18 protein-coding genes are annotated in these 19,227 nt (G+C 39.0%); 13 read left to right on the top strand and 5 right to left on the bottom strand.

Annotated elements, in window-relative coordinates:
• Nucleotides 1-98: 98 nt before the first annotated feature.
• From FAZ15_RS11375 to FAZ15_RS11350, 6 genes are all read left to right on the top strand, one after another.
• Entirely contained in the window at nucleotides 99-2,195 is a 2,097-nt protein-coding gene (locus FAZ15_RS11375) for a peptidylprolyl isomerase (protein WP_238387226.1), read from the top strand.
• Nucleotides 2,196-2,257: 62 nt separating this feature from the next.
• The gene (locus FAZ15_RS11370; RefSeq protein WP_136901436.1) at nucleotides 2,258-2,773 is read left to right on the top strand and encodes a DUF2480 family protein; all 516 of its coding nucleotides are present in this window, start codon (nucleotides 2,258-2,260) and stop codon (nucleotides 2,771-2,773) included.
• A gap of 31 nt (nucleotides 2,774-2,804) precedes the next feature.
• Nucleotides 2,805-3,599 carry a DUF3108 domain-containing protein gene (locus tag FAZ15_RS11365; protein ID WP_136901435.1) on the top strand — a complete coding sequence of 265 codons (795 nt, stop codon included), beginning with the start codon at nucleotides 2,805-2,807 and terminating at the stop codon, nucleotides 3,597-3,599.
• 7 nt (nucleotides 3,600-3,606) lie between these two features.
• Nucleotides 3,607-4,170, top strand: coding sequence for a DUF3109 family protein (locus tag FAZ15_RS11360; protein WP_136901434.1), 564 nt, complete (start codon nucleotides 3,607-3,609; stop codon nucleotides 4,168-4,170).
• Nucleotides 4,171-4,229: 59 nt separating this feature from the next.
• Entirely contained in the window at nucleotides 4,230-5,201 is a 972-nt protein-coding gene (locus FAZ15_RS11355; RefSeq protein WP_136901433.1) for a polyprenyl synthetase family protein, read from the top strand.
• Between the two features lie 3 nt (nucleotides 5,202-5,204).
• Nucleotides 5,205-6,257, top strand: coding sequence for a TerC/Alx family metal homeostasis membrane protein (locus FAZ15_RS11350; protein ID WP_136901432.1), 1,053 nt, complete (start codon nucleotides 5,205-5,207; stop codon nucleotides 6,255-6,257).
• A gap of 788 nt (nucleotides 6,258-7,045) precedes the next feature.
• Here FAZ15_RS11350 and FAZ15_RS11345 read toward each other — a convergent pair.
• The 3 genes from FAZ15_RS11345 to tpx form a co-directional block, all read right to left on the bottom strand.
• Nucleotides 7,046-7,975: a hypothetical protein gene (locus FAZ15_RS11345; protein WP_136901431.1), complete on the bottom strand. Its 930-nt coding sequence runs from the start codon at nucleotides 7,973-7,975 to the stop codon at nucleotides 7,046-7,048.
• A gap of 85 nt (nucleotides 7,976-8,060) precedes the next feature.
• On the bottom strand, nucleotides 8,061-9,212 hold the full coding sequence (gmd, locus tag FAZ15_RS11340) for a GDP-mannose 4,6-dehydratase (RefSeq protein ID WP_136901430.1): 1,152 nt from the start codon (nucleotides 9,210-9,212) through the stop codon (nucleotides 8,061-8,063).
• A 96-nt stretch (nucleotides 9,213-9,308) separates the two neighbouring features.
• A complete protein-coding gene (gene tpx / locus FAZ15_RS11335) occupies nucleotides 9,309-9,806 on the bottom strand; it encodes a thiol peroxidase (RefSeq protein WP_136901429.1) in 498 nt (165 codons plus the stop codon).
• A 193-nt stretch (nucleotides 9,807-9,999) separates the two neighbouring features.
• Between tpx and FAZ15_RS11330 the strand changes: the two genes are divergently transcribed.
• The 3 genes from FAZ15_RS11330 (at nucleotide 10,000) to FAZ15_RS11320 (ending at nucleotide 13,052) form a co-directional block, all read left to right on the top strand.
• Entirely contained in the window at nucleotides 10,000-11,220 is a 1,221-nt protein-coding gene (locus FAZ15_RS11330) for an OmpP1/FadL family transporter (protein WP_136901428.1), read from the top strand.
• Between the two features lie 7 nt (nucleotides 11,221-11,227).
• Complete coding sequence (locus FAZ15_RS11325) at nucleotides 11,228-12,526, top strand: SGNH/GDSL hydrolase family protein (protein WP_136901427.1); 1,299 nt, start codon at nucleotides 11,228-11,230, stop codon at nucleotides 12,524-12,526.
• A gap of 109 nt (nucleotides 12,527-12,635) precedes the next feature.
• Complete coding sequence (locus FAZ15_RS11320) at nucleotides 12,636-13,052, top strand: OsmC family protein (RefSeq protein ID WP_136901426.1); 417 nt, start codon at nucleotides 12,636-12,638, stop codon at nucleotides 13,050-13,052.
• Here the strand turns inward: FAZ15_RS11320 and FAZ15_RS11315 are convergent.
• Nucleotides 13,049-14,095 carry a DUF2157 domain-containing protein gene (locus FAZ15_RS11315; protein ID WP_136901425.1) on the bottom strand — a complete coding sequence of 349 codons (1,047 nt, stop codon included), beginning with the start codon at nucleotides 14,093-14,095 and terminating at the stop codon, nucleotides 13,049-13,051. The genes FAZ15_RS11320 and FAZ15_RS11315 overlap by 4 nt on opposite strands.
• A gap of 147 nt (nucleotides 14,096-14,242) precedes the next feature.
• Here FAZ15_RS11315 and uvrA point away from each other — a divergent pair, with 147 nt between their 5' ends.
• The gene (gene uvrA, locus FAZ15_RS11310) at nucleotides 14,243-17,089 is read left to right on the top strand and encodes an excinuclease ABC subunit UvrA (protein WP_136901424.1); all 2,847 of its coding nucleotides are present in this window, start codon (nucleotides 14,243-14,245) and stop codon (nucleotides 17,087-17,089) included.
• A gap of 83 nt (nucleotides 17,090-17,172) precedes the next feature.
• Here uvrA and FAZ15_RS11305 read toward each other — a convergent pair whose 3' ends face one another.
• A complete protein-coding gene (locus FAZ15_RS11305; protein WP_136901423.1) occupies nucleotides 17,173-17,835 on the bottom strand; it encodes a helix-turn-helix domain-containing protein in 663 nt (220 codons plus the stop codon).
• Nucleotides 17,836-17,927: 92 nt separating this feature from the next.
• Between FAZ15_RS11305 and FAZ15_RS11300 the strand changes: the two genes are divergently transcribed.
• From FAZ15_RS11300 to FAZ15_RS11290, 3 genes are read left to right on the top strand one after another with little or no spacing between them, the layout of a single operon-like run.
• Nucleotides 17,928-18,317, top strand: a complete 390-nt coding sequence (locus FAZ15_RS11300; RefSeq protein WP_136901422.1) for a type III secretion system chaperone family protein — start codon at nucleotides 17,928-17,930, stop codon at nucleotides 18,315-18,317.
• A 19-nt stretch (nucleotides 18,318-18,336) separates the two neighbouring features.
• Nucleotides 18,337-19,044: a PspA/IM30 family protein gene (locus FAZ15_RS11295; protein WP_238387225.1), complete on the top strand. Its 708-nt coding sequence runs from the start codon at nucleotides 18,337-18,339 to the stop codon at nucleotides 19,042-19,044.
• Nucleotides 19,031-19,225: a DUF4177 domain-containing protein gene (locus FAZ15_RS11290; RefSeq protein ID WP_136901421.1), complete on the top strand. Its 195-nt coding sequence runs from the start codon at nucleotides 19,031-19,033 to the stop codon at nucleotides 19,223-19,225. Before FAZ15_RS11295 ends, FAZ15_RS11290 begins: the two co-directional genes overlap by 14 nt.
• The last annotated feature ends 2 nt before the right edge of the window (nucleotides 19,226-19,227 follow it).

The raw sequence follows: 19,227 nt of genomic DNA, 5'->3' as shown, positions 1-19,227 counted from the left end.
ACATTTTTTTTCATAAAAGTTGTATCTTGCGCCTTGTTTTAAATTAGGTCAATTAAATAACTAAGAACACTTAAATACAGTATACAGATATGGGATTAATGGGGAATTTGCGTAACCGTGCCGGATTAGTAATATTCGTGATAGGTTTAGCAATTGTTGCATTTTTATTAGGAGACATTATCCAATCGGGGATGCCTTTTTGGATGAATAAGCAAAATCAGGTAGGGAGTGTAAATGGGGAATCCATCGATTACCAACTTTTTAACGCACAGGTAGACCAAACATCTGCGATGTACCAGCAACAAATGGGGGGAGCAGAAACTCCTCAAATCAGAAATTTTGCCGTACAACAGACTTGGAATCAATTCATTTCAAAAGAATTGTTAAACTCAGAAATTGAGAAAATAGGATTAACTATCGGTAAAAAAGAATTTAATGATTTAGTGACGGGTCCGAACCCCTCTCCTCAAATCATGCAAACATTCATGAATCCGCAAACCGGTCAATTCGATCGCAACTACCTTAATCAGGTAATTAACGAAGCGAAAAATGGCAATTCGGAAATAAGCGCACAATGGGAAATGTTGTTAGACAATATCCGTACACAACGATTGAATGAAAAATATGCTAATTTATTAAGCAATGCTGTATATGTTACTGCTTTAGAGGCGCAGGATGAATATACTGCAAAAAACAAATTAGCCAATTTCAAATATGTGTTATTGGACTATTCTTCCGTGAATGAAGCTAATATCAAATTAACGGACGCAGATTACCAAGCTTATTATGACAAGCACAAAAATGCATTCAAAAATCCCGAAGAAACACGTGCTTTAGAATATGTATTATTTGACGCTAGACCAACAGCTAAAGATACAGCAACTACACTAACAGTTATTCAGGGCTTAAAAGCTGACTTGATGGCTTCCTCTAATGATTCCTTGTTTGCTACACAGCATTCAGACACCAAATACCCTGCTACTTATATCAGAAAAGGTCAGGTAAGCCCTGCGCTAGATTCTGTACTATTTAATGTCAACACAGGAACAACAGTTGGACCTTACCTATCAAATGGTGCTTACGAAATAGCGAAGGTGATTGATGCTAAATTCAGCCCAGATTCAGTTCAAGCTAGCCACATTCTATTAAATCCTACCGCAGAAGGCGGCGTAGATAAAGCATTAGCAAAAGCAGATTCTATTAAAGGCTTAATTAGCAAAGGAGATAGCTTTTCAGCATTAGCTGTAGAATTTAGCCAGGATCAAGGAAGTAAAATTAATGGAGGTTCGTTAGGTACTTTCCCGCGTGGTCAAATGGTTCAGCAATTTGAAGAGGCAGCATTTGGTGGTAAACCCGGTGATGTCGTTATCGTAAATTCTCAATTTGGTGTTCATATCATCAAGATCGAAAAACAGGTAGGTAACTCGAAAATTGTAAAAGCAGCTATTGTCGATAAAGTGATCACCGCTGGAAAAGAAACAACGGACATCGTATATGCTAAAGCAAATGAGTTTTTTACCGGTGTGGATAATAAAAACTTTAATGAACTTGCTCAGAAACAAGGGTTGAAAGTAGAAAAATCATTGAGAACACAGGCAATGGACAATACGCTAAATGGATCCGAAGTTCCTAGAGAGTTGATCCGTTGGGCATTCGAGGCAAAATCAGGTGAAGTTTCTGATAAAATTTTTGAAACAGACAGTCATTTTATCGTAGCTAAAGTCAACCATATCAACGCAAAAGGTATTCAACCATTGAGCGCAATAAAAGCAGACATTGAATTGGGTGTTAAAAACTTCGTTAAAGCACGCATGCTAAAAGAAAAAATGGACAATGCGCTGAATGGTGCTACATCCATCGATCAAGTGGCTCAAAAACTTGGTAAAGCTGCTATTAGCGTAGAAAATATCGTATTGGCTAACCCTGTAATTCCAGGAGTGGCTTTGGAAAATACGGTAGTGGGTACGGTATTCGGCCTACAACCAAATAAACCATCTAAAACCATCGAAGGATCTCAAGGGGTATATGCCGTTCAAGTAAACAGCTTCGTAAATCCGAAAGAAATGGTGGATACGGAGAAAAAAGAACAACAAAAACAGTTATTGTCCAACAGACAGCAACGTGCATGGGGTTCTATCTTCAAGGCCCTTCAAGACAATGCAAACATAGATGACAATCGTATTAGATTCTATTAAGATATTATATTTATTTTTGTAGCCGGACAGTAATTTGTCCGGTTTTTTTATATTTAGGCGAGATGGATATTCAGGAAAACATAATTAACAAAGTAGCACAAAGCGGTCTGCTTACAGTAGACTTAGCTAATTATGCTCCAAAAGAGGATATCACGGTTTACGATATCAAAGACAATCTTTTTCACGGCCTCATTCTAAAGGAAAAAGATTTCAGGGATTTTGTAAAAGACCATGATTGGTCAAGTTACCAAGACAAAAACATGGCTATTACCTGTTCGACAGATGCTATTGTCCCTACATGGGCGTACATGATTTTAACGAACAAATTAGCCCCATATGCAAAATCAGTTCACTTTGGCACACTGGAAGAAGTCCAACAACGACTTTTCTTGGAAGAAGTTGCAAAAATAGACTATTCCCAATATCAGGATCAAAGAGTTGTCGTAAAAGGTTGCGGTGACATTTATATTCCGGAAAGCGCATTTATACTATTTACTAAACAGCTCAGTGCAGTGGCTAAGAGTATCATGTATGGGGAACCGTGTTCTACCGTTCCGGTGTTCAAACGGAAAAGTTAAACTTTTTACTTGTAAGATTGTCCTATTAAACATGAGAACACTATATATATTTATTCTGTCTATATTATTTACGGCTTCCGTAAGCATGGGACAAACTGCTTTACCTTACTTAAAAGAACCCACATTTAAAGAGGGCGAGAAGTTGACTTATAAACTTAAATATGGCTTTATGTCGGCAGCCACAGGAGTGCTATCTGTAAGTAAATCTAACTTAAAATTTAGTGCAAATGATGCGTTTCACTTAAATGCGGTTGGCGAAACGTCGGGGGCATTCTCTGTATTTTATACTGTCAAAAATAAATATGATTCTTATATAGATGGGGACACCTATCTTCCGCACTTATACACCGAAGATATCCGGGAAGGCAGCTATACGCGCAAAGAGTATGCTACATTTGACCACAGGAATAGATCGGTGAAAGGAAGAAAAGGTACATTCAAAACACCTGTATTACAAACTTTCGACCTTTTATCCGCTTATTATTTCGCGAGAAACTTAGATTTATCCACTCTAAAAAAAGGGGATGCCTTTAAGATTTCCTATTTTCTAAATGACGAAGTTGAGCAATTGGGGATTACTTATGAAGGCATAGAAAAAATAAAAACAAGTCTAGGTACGGTTGAATGCATAAAATTCAGCCCGGAGATAAAACCGGGACGTATCTTTAAAAAGAACAGTAAATTATACCTTTGGGTAACGAATGATGGAAATCGGATTCCCGTACGTGCCCATGTAGAGATTCTAATTGGTTCTGTGACGATGGAACTCACGGATGCCAAAGGATTAAAATACGAACTTGGAAAAAAAGTTAGCTATTCAAAATAAATAAGTCATGATTGAGGTCGGTAATGTGTTAGTACATGAGGATTTGATAAACAACGATTTTGTTTGCAATCTATCGAAATGTAAAGGAATCTGTTGTGTAGAGGGCGATTCAGGGGCACCTTTACGGAAAGATGAGACACATATATTAAACGAGATTTACACCAAAGTAAAGCCCTTCATGACTGCCAAAGGAATTGAAGCCATTGAGGAACAAGGCACGCATGTTATCGACGCAGACGGTGACCTCACGACGACATGTGTAGACGGCAATAAAGAGTGTGCTTACGTTACCTGGGAAAATGGCATTACTAAATGCGCTATCGAAAAAGCATATGAGCTAGGTGAAATACACTGGAAAAAACCGATTTCATGTCACCTCTACCCTATTCGTACCACACATTACCCGGAATTTGATGTGCTTCATTATGATAAATGGCATATTTGCAAAGATGCCTGTAGTTTTGGAAAAGAACTACAAGTCCCAGTTTACCAATTCTTGAAGGATCCCCTCATCCGCGAATACGGAGAAGAGTGGTTTGAAGAATTAGATAAAACTGTCAAATCTTTATAAGGTTATTTTTCTTATCTTTAAAGCATCATTTATACTCTATTTGGTATTTACCATCATTCATGCTGAAGTTAAAAGAGATACAAAAACCCATAGCAACAGAACTGTCAACTTTCGAAGTAAAGTTTAAGCAATCCATGCAAAGTTCTGTTCCTTTACTAGATATTATCACTCAATATTTATACAAGCAAAAAGGCAAACAGATGCGCCCCATGTTTGTATTTTTTTCTGCAGGACTGTGCGGTACCATTAATGAATCGACCTATCGTGGCGCTTCGTTGGTAGAGCTGCTTCACACCGCCTCACTCGTTCATGATGATGTCGTAGATAATGCCAATGAACGAAGAGGATTTTTTTCCGTAAATGCTTTATGGAAAAATAAAGTTGCCGTCTTGGTGGGGGATTTTCTCCTCTCCAAAGGCTTGCTCCTCTCCGTAGCCAATCAAGAACATGAATTACTCCGAATTGTGTCGGAAGCTGTTGAGCAGATGAGTGAAGGCGAGCTCCTACAAATTGAAAAAGCACGCAAGCTGGATATTAAAGAGGATATTTACTATGAAATAATCCGAAAGAAGACTGCTTCTCTTATCGCGTCATGTTGTGCCTGTGGAGCCTCATCAGTGGATGCAACAGCAGATATTGTAGAAAAAATGCGTGAATTTGGCGAAAAAGTAGGCATTGCATTCCAAATCAAAGACGATCTATTCGATTTTGGAGTAGATGATATAGGCAAACCCGTAGGTAATGATATCAAAGAAAAGAAAATGACATTGCCACTTATATATGCTTTAAGCAAAACGACTTCTGCAGAAAAAAGACGAATTATTAATTTGGTCAAAAACCACAATGAGGATAGTAAAAAAATAGAAGAAGTCATTGATTTTGTGCGAAGCAGTGGTGGATTGGATTATGCAACCGAAAAAATGTTAGCTTACCAGCAGGAAGCTTTTCAGATTTTAGCACAATTTCCGGATAGCATCTACAAAACAGGGTTACAACAACTAGTCAAATTCACCACAGAAAGAAAAAAATAAGATATGAGCCACGAGTTAATGTTTTTTGGAGGATTTATTATTTTTATTATCCTCATGCTTGCTATAGATTTAGGATTGTTTTCCAAAGGCGATAAACCTGTCTCCTTCAAAACCGCAGCGATCATGTCCACTATCTGGGTACTTTTTGCTCTGGGTTTCGGACTAGTACTTTATTTTTGGGGACATGAACTACACAATATCCACGATATAGCTCGACTTAAGGAAATCATCGCAAAAAATTACCATAATATCAAAATCATCGAGTCTGATCTTGCTGCAAGTATTCAAATTTACAACAAAAACCTAACCATCGAATATCTAACGGGCTATGTCGTTGAATACGCGCTTTCAGTAGACAATATCTTTGTTATGGTATTGTTATTCTCTTCATTCGGTATTCCGGAAAAATACTATCACAAAGTACTGGTTTGGGGAATCATTGGGGCTATTTTATTACGTTGTATTTTCATTTTTGTAGGTGCTGCATTGATTGCCAAATTCGGTTGGATACTTTATCTATTTGGAGCTTTTTTAGTATATACAGGCATTACGATGTTTATTAATCGTAACACAGAGGAAGAGGTAGATCCTCAAAACCACCGGGTCGTAAAATTTGCTTCCAAATATTTCAAGGTCACACACAAAATGGATGGAGGACGTTTCTTTCATGTCGAAAATGGTGTAAAGTATATGACTCCTCTTTTCTTAGTGTTATTGGTTATTGAATTTACAGACTTAATTTTTGCAGTAGACTCTATTCCCGCAATATTTTCTATCACTAAAGACCCCTACATTGTATTCTTTTCTAATATTTTCGCGGTCTTGGGACTGCGATCTATGTTTTTCTTATTGGTGAATGTTATCCATAAATTTCATTACTTAAAAGTGGGTCTTGCCTTCTTATTGGTATTCATTGGAACGAAGATGCTGCTACATGGTTGGTTAGAACAACTGGGATTCAAAACTGTACACTCCTTGATCATCATTATCGGAATACTAGCGATCAGTATTGTTGCATCGCTTGTCTTTCCCAAAAAAGAAAATTTAACAAATTAATATCTGAACACACTTGAACTATCTGCATCAATAGTATCAAAACTTGATTAGTAGTTGGATTAAGTGGAGATTATCATTATTAAAAGAACTTATTTTTTATACAGTTTGAAAATTCCCATTTCACCACCTTTCCGCCACTGGCCGTGGCTGGGCTCCTTCTTTCTCCTTTGACGAGAAAGAAGCAAAGAGTCAAGGCTGTACCGTATTTGTCGTTCCGGCTACGCGATGATGCAATGTGCAGCTCTTAGGCCTACGGCACACTATCCCATTTCAAAGGCTGAGATCTGCTTGGTTAAGTGCTGATTGTACGTTTCTGCAACACTTCATCTGCTGCCTGCACGTCCAAATCCGCTAAGGCCGTTTTTTTTCAATTCAGCTGACGTATATAACTGTACTACAAATGCACTATCCCCACATTCCCGAAAAATGTCGCCTGTGAAGCTTTTGGCAATGGCAATGGGAGGCACTATCCTTACGGCCAAAAGGTTCGAGCGACACGCTTTTGCATACTTTTGGCAAGACAAACCCTCGCAGAGGCTCTTGAATGCCTTTGAATAAAAAGTTCTTGATGAAAAAAGTATGGACCAGTCACGGTCTAAGCGACAAAGGAAATTTGCTTAAGAAAAACCTTCTCTTACCACCAACAATATCCCTAGAAATCTTGATTGATCCGTTTTGCGCATGTAAACAAAAAGTCGGGTGAGGGGGAGGTTGATAAAGAGAAAATAGAGAAAGAAGGTGTCCCCTCTTTCAATGCGATACATATTTCAACTGTCCACGCACGGACGTTATTTTAAAACGACACTCGATCTACCCATAATAGCATTGTCAGCATATAATAACACGGTATACGCACCTTTTTTAAATCCACCAGCTGCATCTTTCCATAGAAATAGATATTCTTCTCCTCTATTGGTAAAATGAATTGACTCTTTGATAGAATATTGAAGCTTATCACCGTGAATATAAAAAATATTATTTGGGTTGGCAATTAAATTACCCTGTGGGTCTATGACTCGAATAAAAACATCTTTATTCCCTGCCACGGCTAATGGATTGTCTGCAATAGTAAATTTGATCTGTAATTCATCAACCCTTTTTGCCTTAGTTTCTATTTCAATATTACCCCTTCTAGATATTTCAATGCCATTGACCTGTATATTGGAAACTTTAATAGAAGAAGCAATATTAACCTTATCATTAAGGTCCTTATTTTTTTGTGCTATTTCTTCAATGTGCTGTGCTCTTTCCCTGACTTCAGATGAAAGGAGTTTATTCTCCCTTGCCAACATATCATTTTGAAGTTTTAATTCACTCATACTGACCTTCAAATCGGCGACATCCTGCTTCAGACGAATTACCTGTTGTCTTGCAGATGCCAGTTCATCTTCTGATATTCCTGAAATTTCTAGTTTCTGCCGAAGTCCTTCAATTACATTTCTAGCCTCACGCTCAGAGGCGATGATCTCTCCAGACAATGCAATATCTTGATTGCTTAAATTATCCAATTCGGCTTCTATTCGATCTATTTCAATTTGTAGGCTTTCCTTCTCTAATGTTATGGTATATAGCTTTTCGCCAGAAGATTTAAATTTCACATAAAAATAGACGTTAGTCATCAATAACGCAACTATAGCTATAATAAAAAAATAAATTTTAGAATTATCTTTTTTCTCTTCTGACGCTCCGCTCTGTTGACCTGCACTTTTAACTTCCATAGCCTTACTCACTTCTGTATTTTTTCAGATTGTCGTAAATATTTCTCATTAATCAATTGGATATCAAAAATTATTCCAATTTAGCTTATTCGAAATAATTAAGGACATCAAACCCGCCATCTTTAAGATACTGCTCTTTATGCATCAGATGCAAATCTGACAACACCATCTCAGAAATCAACGTTTCAAGCGTATATTTGGGCTTCCATCCCAATTGATTTTGAGCTTTCGAAGGATCACCTATCAACAAATCTACTTCTGTAGGTCTAAAATAACTCGGATCAACTTCAACAACCGTCTGACCGAATTTTACGTGCTCTGGATTGATATTTAATGCTTGTAAACGCTCGTCATCTCTATCAATTATTACACCTTTTTCGCCTTCGCCACGGCCACTAAACTCGACTTCAATACCAAGTTCAGCAAAACTCAGCCGCACGAAATCTCTAACGGTTGTCGTCACTCCGGTAGCAATAACAAAATCTTCAGGCTTTTCTTGTTGCAAAATAAGCCACATGGCTTCAACATAGTCTTTGGCATGCCCCCAATCTCTCTGAGCAGAAAGATTTCCCAGATACAATTTATGTTGCAAGCCTAAAGCGATCTTTGCAACGGCTCGAGTAATTTTACGTGTCACAAATGTTTCTCCCCGTACCGGACTTTCATGATTAAACAAGATACCATTACATGCAAACATATTATACGCCTCACGGTAGTTTACTGTAATCCAATATCCATACATCTTGGCAACAGCATAAGGACTACGCGGATAAAACGGAGTAGTTTCACTTTGGGGTACCTCCTGTACTAATCCATATAATTCAGAAGTAGAGGCTTGGTAGACTTTCGTTTTCTCCGCTAGTCCTAGTAAACGTACCGCTTCCAGTACGCGAAGAGCCCCTACACCATCTGCATTAGCTGTGTATTCAGGGGTATCAAAACTGACCTTTACATGGGATTGAGCCGCCAGATTATATATTTCATCAGGTTGTGTTTGCTGAATAACACGAATCAAATTAGTAGAATCTGTCAAATCTCCATAATGAAGAATAAAATTACGATTATCAAGATGAGGATCTTGATAGAGATGGTCGATTCGGTCTGTATTGAAAAGCGAACTTCTTCTTTTTAAGCCATGTACAATGTACCCTTTTTTAAGTAAAAATTCGGCTAAATAAGCCCCATCTTGACCAGTCACTCCAGTAATAAGGGCCGTCTTACGCGTATTTGATTCCATATTAAGCAATATTGCCCAAACTTAGATAACTTTCCCTTTATATGCAAGTCATCGAAACAACATATAGAAGGAAAGTTACGGTCTATTGACCAGTGTCTACAGCGCAGCTAGCGCAGCCTCATAATTCGGCTCCTCTACTGTCTCTTCAACCTGCTCCGTATAAATCACATTTCCGTGTTCATCCAACACCACTATAGCACGGCTCAACAAACCTTCCAAAGGTCCTTCAATAAACTTCACGCCATATGCATCTGAAAAATTAGCGTCTTTATATTCCGAAAGCGAAACCACATTTTCCAATCCCTCGGCTGCGCAAAAACGTCCCTGTGCGAAAGGTAAATCTTTAGAAATACATAGAACGATCGTATTTTCCAAACTCGAAGCCTTTTCATTAAATTTCCGTACAGATGCGGCACATGTACCTGTGTCCACACTGGGGAAGATATTTAAAATTACCTTTTTACCTGCGAAGTCTCCCAATGTCTTTTGAGATAAATCCCCTCCGGTTAATGAAAAATCTGGGGCTTTAGACCCCACTTGTGGTAATGTACCTTTTGTATTTACAGGACTTCCTTTAAATTTTACTTGACTCATATCAAATTATTTTTTTTTGAATATAGCTATTTCATATAACTCTATTAAAAAAAGATAAAAAATTATTTTTATTAACAAAAAAATACTATGTTAGCATTATATTTTATCATCATTAGCTAACCAGAATACATGTATGAACCCGGTGTGATACAAAGTTTATCGCCGAAGTTTCGAACAGAAAAATTATATGCATATGAAAAAATTACTACTAAGTTTATTATTGGCTAGTCCCACTTTATTATTTGCCCAGGGTTCTCAGGTCAATACACAGAGTCAGAAAGCGGTAGGTATGGCCGGTGCGGGATCGGCATTATTTATCGATGAGGCAAGCATTTTCTATAGTCCTGGCGCTTTAGCTAAGATGGAAGGCAACGGGATCGCCATTGGCGCTTCCGCTGTTATGTACCGCTCTGCTTTTCGAGAATACAATAGCACAGAAATTCATAACACAAAATTCAAGATTACTCCTCCATTTTCTGTATTTGCCACTTTCGGTCCTAAAAACTCATGGTGGAAAGCCGGGATTGGTGTTTACACACCTTTCGGTGGTTCGGTTGATTGGGGAACGGATTGGCCTGGAAAATACGAACTCAATCATTTGCAGATGAGAGCCATTTATATTCAACCTACATTAAGTTTCAAGATCACCGAGAACTTTGGTATTGGTGGTGGATTTGTATACAATGTTGGTCTGGTTGATTTGTCCCGTTCAATACCAGTAACTATGGCAGATGGCAGCAGTGGCCAGGCGAATCTATCGGGTACAGGCACAGGTATGGGATACAATCTGGGGGTACATTACCATTTAGAAGACAACGTATCCCTATCGCTAAGCTACCGTTCAAAAGTTGTTACAAAGCTCAAAGATGGTGATGCGGATTTTTCTGTCCCTCCATCGCTTGCCGCATCCTTTCCCAATACCACTTTTAACGCAGAATTACCGCTACCCGCTTCATTTAATTTTGGAATAAGCTTTCCTGCAAGTTCGAAAGTCGACATTGCAGCTGATGCGACTTTTATCGGATATGATATTTATAAGAGTCTAGACTTCGATTATGCGGACAATACACCAGTTTTACAGGATACCCGTCAGGAGAAAAAATACGACAATGCTTTTTCTGGCAAGGTAGGGGTAAATTATAAAACGTGTGACAACCTCACGTTGCGAGCGGGCATAGGATACGTATACACCCCAGTAAGGGGTCCTTATGTTTCTCCAGAAACGCCAGACAACAACAGGGTGATGGCTTCGGCTGGCTTCACCTACCTGCTTTCAGACAAATGGGACTTAACTGCAGCATATGTGCTTCAGCAAGTACAGGCACGTACAGTAACAAACAAAGCTTCTGGATTGTCCGGTACCTATAAGACAAATATCCATGCGCCGGGCATATCACTAACTTACAAATGGTAACAACATTATGAAAAGATCCAAAAACACAATAAAAGTATATTTAGGAATTATTTCCTTATCACTTACCACATATTCCTGTGCCCCAGAAATAGATTCATTTGAATCATCTTCAGGCACGAATGCAGATTTTTCAAAATACATCGCTATTGGCAATTCGCTCACTGCTGGATTCGCCGATGGAGGCCTTTATTTAGAGGGCCAACAAGTTGCTTTTCCAAACTTGATTGCAGAGCAATTGAAAAGTGTTGGAGGAGGGAATTTCAATTCACCATTTTTTTCGGAAGAACAGCGGAACGGATCGGGCTACCTACAATTGAAATCGCTAACTGATGGTCAACCGGTTATGGAGCAGGTAACGTCTAATTTAGCATATCGTGAAGCTGGAAAACTTACTCGATATACCAGCGAAATACAAAACTACGGCGTACCGGGTATGCGGGTAGATTTGGCTTACGTTCCTCTATTCGGTGCTTTAAATATTTATTTTGAGCGTCTACTACCAGAGGCCGAGGTAGGCGCGAAAAGTTATTTTGACTTTGTAACAACGAGAAATCATAGCTTTTTCTCTTTTTGGCTCGGTAACAATGACGTACTAGGCTACGCTATGAATGGAGCTTATGAAACTCCTGGGGATCCTACCACGACTTTTACTTCCGTAACCGATTTCACAAATAGGTACGGTAATTTCATCAATACATTAACGTCGAACCAACAAAAAGGTGTGGTAGCCACCATTCCAGATGTAACCGCAATACCATTTTTTACCACAGTAACAACTGCCCGTTTAAAAGCAGGAGTCGAAGCATCTAGTAATGGAGTATACAAAGAAATTTACATATCAACGGCATCAGGACCACGTGTAGCAACAGCGGAGGATCTCTTTACCTTATCTTTTCCGACTGACACGTTAGGGAAAGCGAGTAGCGGGATCCCGGGATATGGTCTAATTATTCAAAATCCACTACACGATAGATTTGTAATCGATAAAGATGAAGTGGCTGAAATAGCCGGTCGTGTCAATGCATTTAACACCGTAATCAAACAACTGGCTGAGAACAAACAATTAGCTGTTGCCGATGCCCATGCCTACTTAAACAAAGTAAAAACAACTGGAATTTCGTATAACGGGATAAATATTAACGCTACATTTATACAGGGGAATGCCTTTTCGCTAGACGGGATCCACCTCACACCGATCGGAAATGCCTTGATGGCGAACTTATTTATCGATGCAATCAACGCCAAGTACAATGCACGGGTACCTAAGGTAGATGCTACCAAGTACCGAGGTGTTAAATATCCTTAGTCTGATTTAAACAACGATAAGTAAGGCCCGGCAAATACTCTCGGGCCTTACTTATTTTACATACAATCGACAAGTAAATCCGTATATTTGTTCAACTAAAACAGTTCATATGAAAGTCCATTTAAATCGTAAAAATAATGCGGTTCACTTTGAAGCCTCAAGTGAACTATCTACTGTAAAAGTAAATATAGACGGCTCCGAATCTATCGGAGGAGAGGGCAAAGGTGTAAGACCAATGGAGCTTATTTTGATGGCTTTGGGATCCTGTAGTGTTTTTGACCTTACGACCATTCTTCAAAAACAACGTCAAGAAATAGAAGATATTGAGGTGGTAGTGGAGGGACAAAGACGTGACGAGATTCCTAACATCTTCACGTCCATCCATATCAACTTTGTATTGAAAGGCCAGATTGACGAAGTAAAAGCGCATAAAGCCGCAGAACTTGCAGTTAAAAAATATTGTTCAGTACACGACATGCTTGCTGCCGGGGGCGTGGACATCACCTACAGTATCAAGATAAATTAATAAGCGCTTTTCTTTTTCCAGATTTTTTCTGACCAACGGCCTACAAACCAAAAAGAGACGGCTAATATCAGAAAGAATACCGTACGGTTCATATTATCCCACAGGTATTCTACAAAACGGGTATACAGATTCAGTAAAAAGAAGACAAATCCAATATCTCTGGAGACACTATCCTTCACTTTCATCCCATATAATGCGAGGCTTAAAGAAAGTATGACACCTAATAATCCCCAATAAAAAATCTCATATTGCCGAACGCCCGTCCAAGCAGCAAAATCACTGTAATTTCCAAAAATAGACAAGCACCATAATGCAAGCATCGTATAAAGGAGCCCCACCACATAACTTGTTGACTGGAATGGTTGTAATACACTTATTCGCGGCTGCCCCCATAATGCAAATACGGTTAGTAAGATTCCGAAAATAGTAAATCGCAATGGATAGTTCATTCCCCAAAACCGAAAGCCCCAATCACTATGGTATGCAGTTTCCGTTGCAAACCAGACACCGAGCGCCACTAGTGTAAAAACCCATATCAATTTACTTTGTAATTTCACAGATAAGACGCCATATATTATTATCGATAACAAGAATAATATGGTAAAATGATTTGTATTTCGATCTACGACCTGCCCGAGAAAGCCGATGCACGCAGCCGTCGCAAAGGAACCCGCCAACATCAATGTTTCATTGGAAAAGGTCTTTTCTGGAAATTTTTTCTTATTCCTAAATCCCAACACGTAAAACATTGCCGCAAGAGCACCAAAGAAAATACAGAAAACAAGATTCGGTGTTTCATAAAACCTTTCGACAAACTTTACCAATGTATCATCAGAAAACAGCGATACAACAGAGAAGATCAATGAGGCCAACGCCACCCAGAACGCATAACGTGCTAACGCTTTCCATTCAAATCCCCTTTCATCGATATTTTCCCGAAGTTCCCTTACTTTAGACTGTTCCAAAAGACCTTGTTCTTGCCAATGATCAAGTACCTCTTGGACAACTTCAATTTCTTGCTTACTCAAATCAATTTTTTTCACAAAAAGAATTTTAGTAGAATCAATATACGAAATAATTCAGGTAGATAAGCTGAATTATCCAATTTAATAAAGTTAATTCATTTTCAGCACCTTCGTTTGTCGTCTTAAAAATCTGTAACTTTGCAAATTGCAAAAACTCAATGTTCAATGACGAAATCAAAAGCAGTAGACCTCGGGGATCAAAGTGAAGTAGAGGTATTCGGAGCGCGTGTTCATAATCTTAAAAATATTGACGTATCATTTCCAAGAAATGAATTAGTTGTCATTACCGGTCTGAGTGGTAGCGGTAAATCATCTCTTGCCTTTGATACGATCTATGCTGAAGGCCAACGTCGCTATATGGAAACATTTTCCGCCTATAGCCGTCAGTTTTTAGGCGGGCTGGAACGTCCGGATGTAGACAAGATTTCTGGGTTAAGTCCGGTGATTTCTATTGAACAAAAAACCACGAGTAAAAACCCGCGTTCAACGGTAGGAACCATTACAGAAATCTATGATTTCCTACGCCTACTATACGCGCGTGCCGGAGAAGCATTTTCGTACGCGACAGGCAAGCGCATGGAGCGTATGTCGGAAGAGCAAATCGTACAACGCATTCTGGATGAATTTACAGATCAAGCTATTTATATATTGGCTCCGGTGGTAAAAGGGCGCAAAGGGCATTATCGTGAATTACTTGAACAAATACGCAAACAGGGATATACCAAAGTACGTGTCGATGGCGAGATTCTAGATCTTGTTCCTAAAATGCAGGTAGATCGTTATAAAATCCATGATATTGAAACAGTCGTAGATCGCCTTCAGGTCAATGAAAAAGATCAGAAAAGATTGTATACTTCAGTGATGCAGGCGATGAAAACGGCAAAAGGAATTATAAAAATAGCCAATAAAGAGAACAAGGAGCAGTTCTTTAGCCGCTATTTAATGGATGCAGAGTCCGGTATCTCGTATGATGAGCCGCAACCCAATTCGTTTTCCTTCAACTCACCCTATGGCGCTTGTCCTAAATGTGACGGTTTGGGATACATTTTTGAAATCGACAAAAATAGCGTTATTCCGGATCGCAAACTCAGTATCCAAAAAGGAGGAATAATCCCCTTAGGTCCACTTCGGGAATCCTGGAATTTTGCCGTGATAAAAGCCGTGGCCAATAAATTTGATTTCAATTTAGCTACTCCGATTGAAAAACTTCGGGAGGATCAGATTGATATGCTGTTGTTCGGAACAGATGAACCTATCCCGTTATCCGTTTCTTACGGATCGTACGGTGCCCGCGAATATCGGGTTCAGTTTTCAGGCATCTTCAAGATGTTGGAAGAAATGAACGGAAAACAAAATGATGACGCGCCGTCTTTGGAAGATTTCCGGACGAAAGTAACCTGCCCGACTTGTCAGGGAGCTCGGTTGAAGAGAGAATCCCTCCATTTCAAAATAGACGGCAAAAACATCAGTGAACTTGCCGCAATGGATATTTCTATGCTGATGGAATGGTTTGATCACTTAGAAGATCGTCTCGACGAGCGTCAACGCACCATTGCTACGGAAATACTCAAAGAAATCCGTACACGTTTGGGATTTCTATTGGACGTGGGCCTAAGCTACCTTACCTTAGACCGTTCTTCGAAAACATTGTCCGGAGGGGAGGCACAACGTATCCGCCTGGCAACTCAGATAGGCTCTCAATTGGTGAACGTACTTTATATCTTGGATGAGCCCAGTATCGGGCTTCACCAACGTGATAATGAACGATTAATTAATTCACTTAAAAATCTAAGGGATATCGGCAATTCTGTTTTAGTCGTTGAGCATGACAAAGACATGATTTTGAATGCAGACTATGTCATCGATATGGGTCCAGAAGCAGGTGTACACGGAGGTCAAGTCGTCGCCGAAGGGAAGCCAAAAGATATTCTAAAAGCCAAATCCCTAACTGCAGAATACCTGAATGGCAAAAAACAAGTTGCAATTCCAGAGAAGCGTCGGGAAGGAAATGGCAAACACCTTACCTTAATTGGTGCGACAGGAAATAACTTAAAGAATGTAACCGTTGATTTCCCTTTAAATAAATTGATTTTGGTAACCGGGGTATCGGGATCGGGAAAATCCAGTTTAATAACGGGCACACTCTACCCTATTCTAAATCATCATTTTTTTCGTGCAAAAGCGCACCCTCTCCCTTACAAAGACATAGAAGGACTTAAAGATATAGATAAAGTAATCGAAATAGATCAAAGTCCGATTGGCCGCACGCCAAGATCCAACCCATCTACTTATACCGGGGTTTTCTCCGACATACGAACCTTATACGTACAACTGCCAGAAGCAAAGATACGAGGCTACAAACCAGGACGTTTTTCCTTTAACGTCAAAGGCGGACGTTGTGAAACATGTCAGGGTGCAGGTATGAAAATTATCGAAATGAACTTTTTACCCGACGTACAGGTTCCATGCGAAACCTGTCAGGGAAAACGGTACAATCGTGAAACATTAGAGGTACGTTATCGGGGGAAATCAATTTCTGATGTATTGGATATGAGTATTGATGAAGCCGTGAATTTCTTTGAAAACATACCGTCGATTTACCGTAAAATAAAAACGATGCAAGATGTAGGATTAGGTTACATCACGCTAGGTCAATCCTCTACTACCCTATCAGGAGGCGAGGCGCAACGTGTCAAGTTAGCGACCGAGCTTTCTAAAAAAGATACAGGGAATACGTTTTACATTTTAGATGAGCCGACGACCGGACTACACTTCGAAGATGTAAACGTACTCTTAGGTGTAATTCATCGACTAGTCGATCGCGGAAATACGGTTTTAATTATTGAACACAACCTAGATGTTGTAAAGGTAGCCGATTGGGTAATTGATATGGGCCCGGAGGGGGGTAAAAATGGCGGAAAACTTCTATTTTCGGGAATACCCGAAGATCTAATCAAGCAGAAAAATAGTGAAACAGCCCGTTTTTTGAAATTAGAGATGAAACCTTCATAATATATCACACGCTATAGTACCAGCGATGAAAGTAAGAGATGCATCCATCCCAATTGCATCTCTTACTTTGTAAATTAACGACATCATAAAACCTTCTCAAACTTTGCGTAGAGCTTCCAAAAGCATACGGCATCTTCCGTAGTGAAGGAAACCTTCTTCCAATCATTTAAAACCAATTCAATATCTTTACCCTCTACTTCATATTGTCCAAAAAACAAATTCTCCTCCTTTAAATAGAATCCAAAATGCTGGTCCAGTGTATGCAGGATATCCACTTCTACATGTTCAAAAAATAAGATGGCATTTTCCTCAAACGGAAACGACACCGGTCTTGGGATAAACGAATTGTTTTCGACAGCCATAAAACTACTCTTACTATAGACTGGAAAATAAATCTGTGGTAAATTAACAAGGTCAGCTAACACATGTTGCCCCATCTGAAACGCTTCTCTTCCGATAAACGGTATTTGTGCCAAATTTTTAGCATTCTTTATCGCACTATCGTCAACAAAGTAATCTTCGAAATTTAAGATTTCATTTACCGTCAACTGCTTTTCCAGCAATTCAGCCACAGGTATGCTAAAATATTTTGCAATCTGCAAGATAACTTCAATACGAGGTTCGGCTCTAAACTCTTCGTATGAAGAGATGTTACCTCTTGTTAATCCAAAAAGTTCCGCAAACGCCTGCTGACTTAGCCCTTTCACTTTACGGAGTTTCTTAATATTATTCCCGATCTGACTCATTGATAATTTTTTTCAAAAAAAAATTGCAAAATATTTTTGCATTCACTACCTTTATGCAAAGATAATAAGCAAATATATAAAATTATTAGCCAATGCATTTTAAAAAGGTAGAAAAATTCATTACTGATCTCGATTTCATAGTAGTATCCAAGAATGCAAAAGAAGGAGTACTCCTTGTAGAAAGCGAAGCAGATGGTATACGGAATCTCATTATTGGGGTCGCACCACCTATTATTATTTTTGAACAATATCTCTTCACATTGAGCGATGACAATCTATTTACCTTTAAAGCTTTGTTGATTAAGAACAGAGATATTGTACATGGTGCATTCGCTTTGACAGAGGATGGTAAACGTGTGATATTTCGGTATACATTACAATTACACAATCTTGATCAAAATGAATTCGAGGCAGCAATTAATTCGCTTTCCTTACTTCTCAGTGAATATTACGAACAGTTAATCAAGTTTTCAAAATTATAATCAAGATAGAGACAACAACATGATGAATATTTTCAAAAGGCTTTTAAAAATCGGACAATCCGAGATTCATGCCCTAGTCGATAAGATGGAAGATCCTATTAGCATGACCGAGCAAGGTATTCGCGATCTGAAAGAGGAGCTTGCTACGACAACCGAACAATATGCTAAAGCGAAAGCATTTCAGATTCGCTCGGAAAATAAAATTGAGGAGAATAAACAAAAAACGAAACAATTGGAAGAAAAGGCCATGCAGATCCTGCTAAAGGCCAATGCGGGTGAGATTACAGCTGAAGTCGCAAATAAGCTCGCAAAAGAGGCTTTATTACAAAAGAAGGAATTTTCAGAACATACACTTACATTGCAGAAGCAAGCAAAAGATCACAAGCGTACGTTAGAAGAAATTGCTCAAAATCTGGAAATTTTACAATTAAACATTTCAAAATGGGAAAAAGAATTGACAACTTTAAGAGCCAAACAAAAAGTGAGTGCCGCATCGGAATTAGCAAACAAGCAAATAGCTAATATGGACAACAATAGCACAATTGATATGCTAGAGCGACTGAAAGCAAAAGTAGCAGAAGATGCTTCCTTAGCGGATGCTTATGGAGAGATAGCCGCTCAGAATGCGGCTGACAAATTCAATCAGCTTGATGAGGTGAATAAAGTAGTCGCCGAAGAACTAAACGAGTTGAAAAAACAAATAGGATTAAACGATGAAAACATTTGAATACAAAACGATCAAGATTGACGCCAAGTTCAGTTGGACAAAAAGCGGCTTTGAAACCGACCGAATTGACGAAGAACTAAATATAATGGGTAGAGAGGCTTGGGAACTTGTAGCTATTGAAAGCACTACCTCAGCAGGGGGGACATATGCATTGCTATATACCTTCAAAAGAGAACGATAACA

This window comes from Sphingobacterium olei, assembly GCF_005048855.1.
Classification (GTDB): Bacteria; Bacteroidota; Bacteroidia; order Sphingobacteriales; family Sphingobacteriaceae; genus Sphingobacterium; species Sphingobacterium olei.
This window is presented reverse-complemented; position numbering and strand designations above follow the sequence as displayed.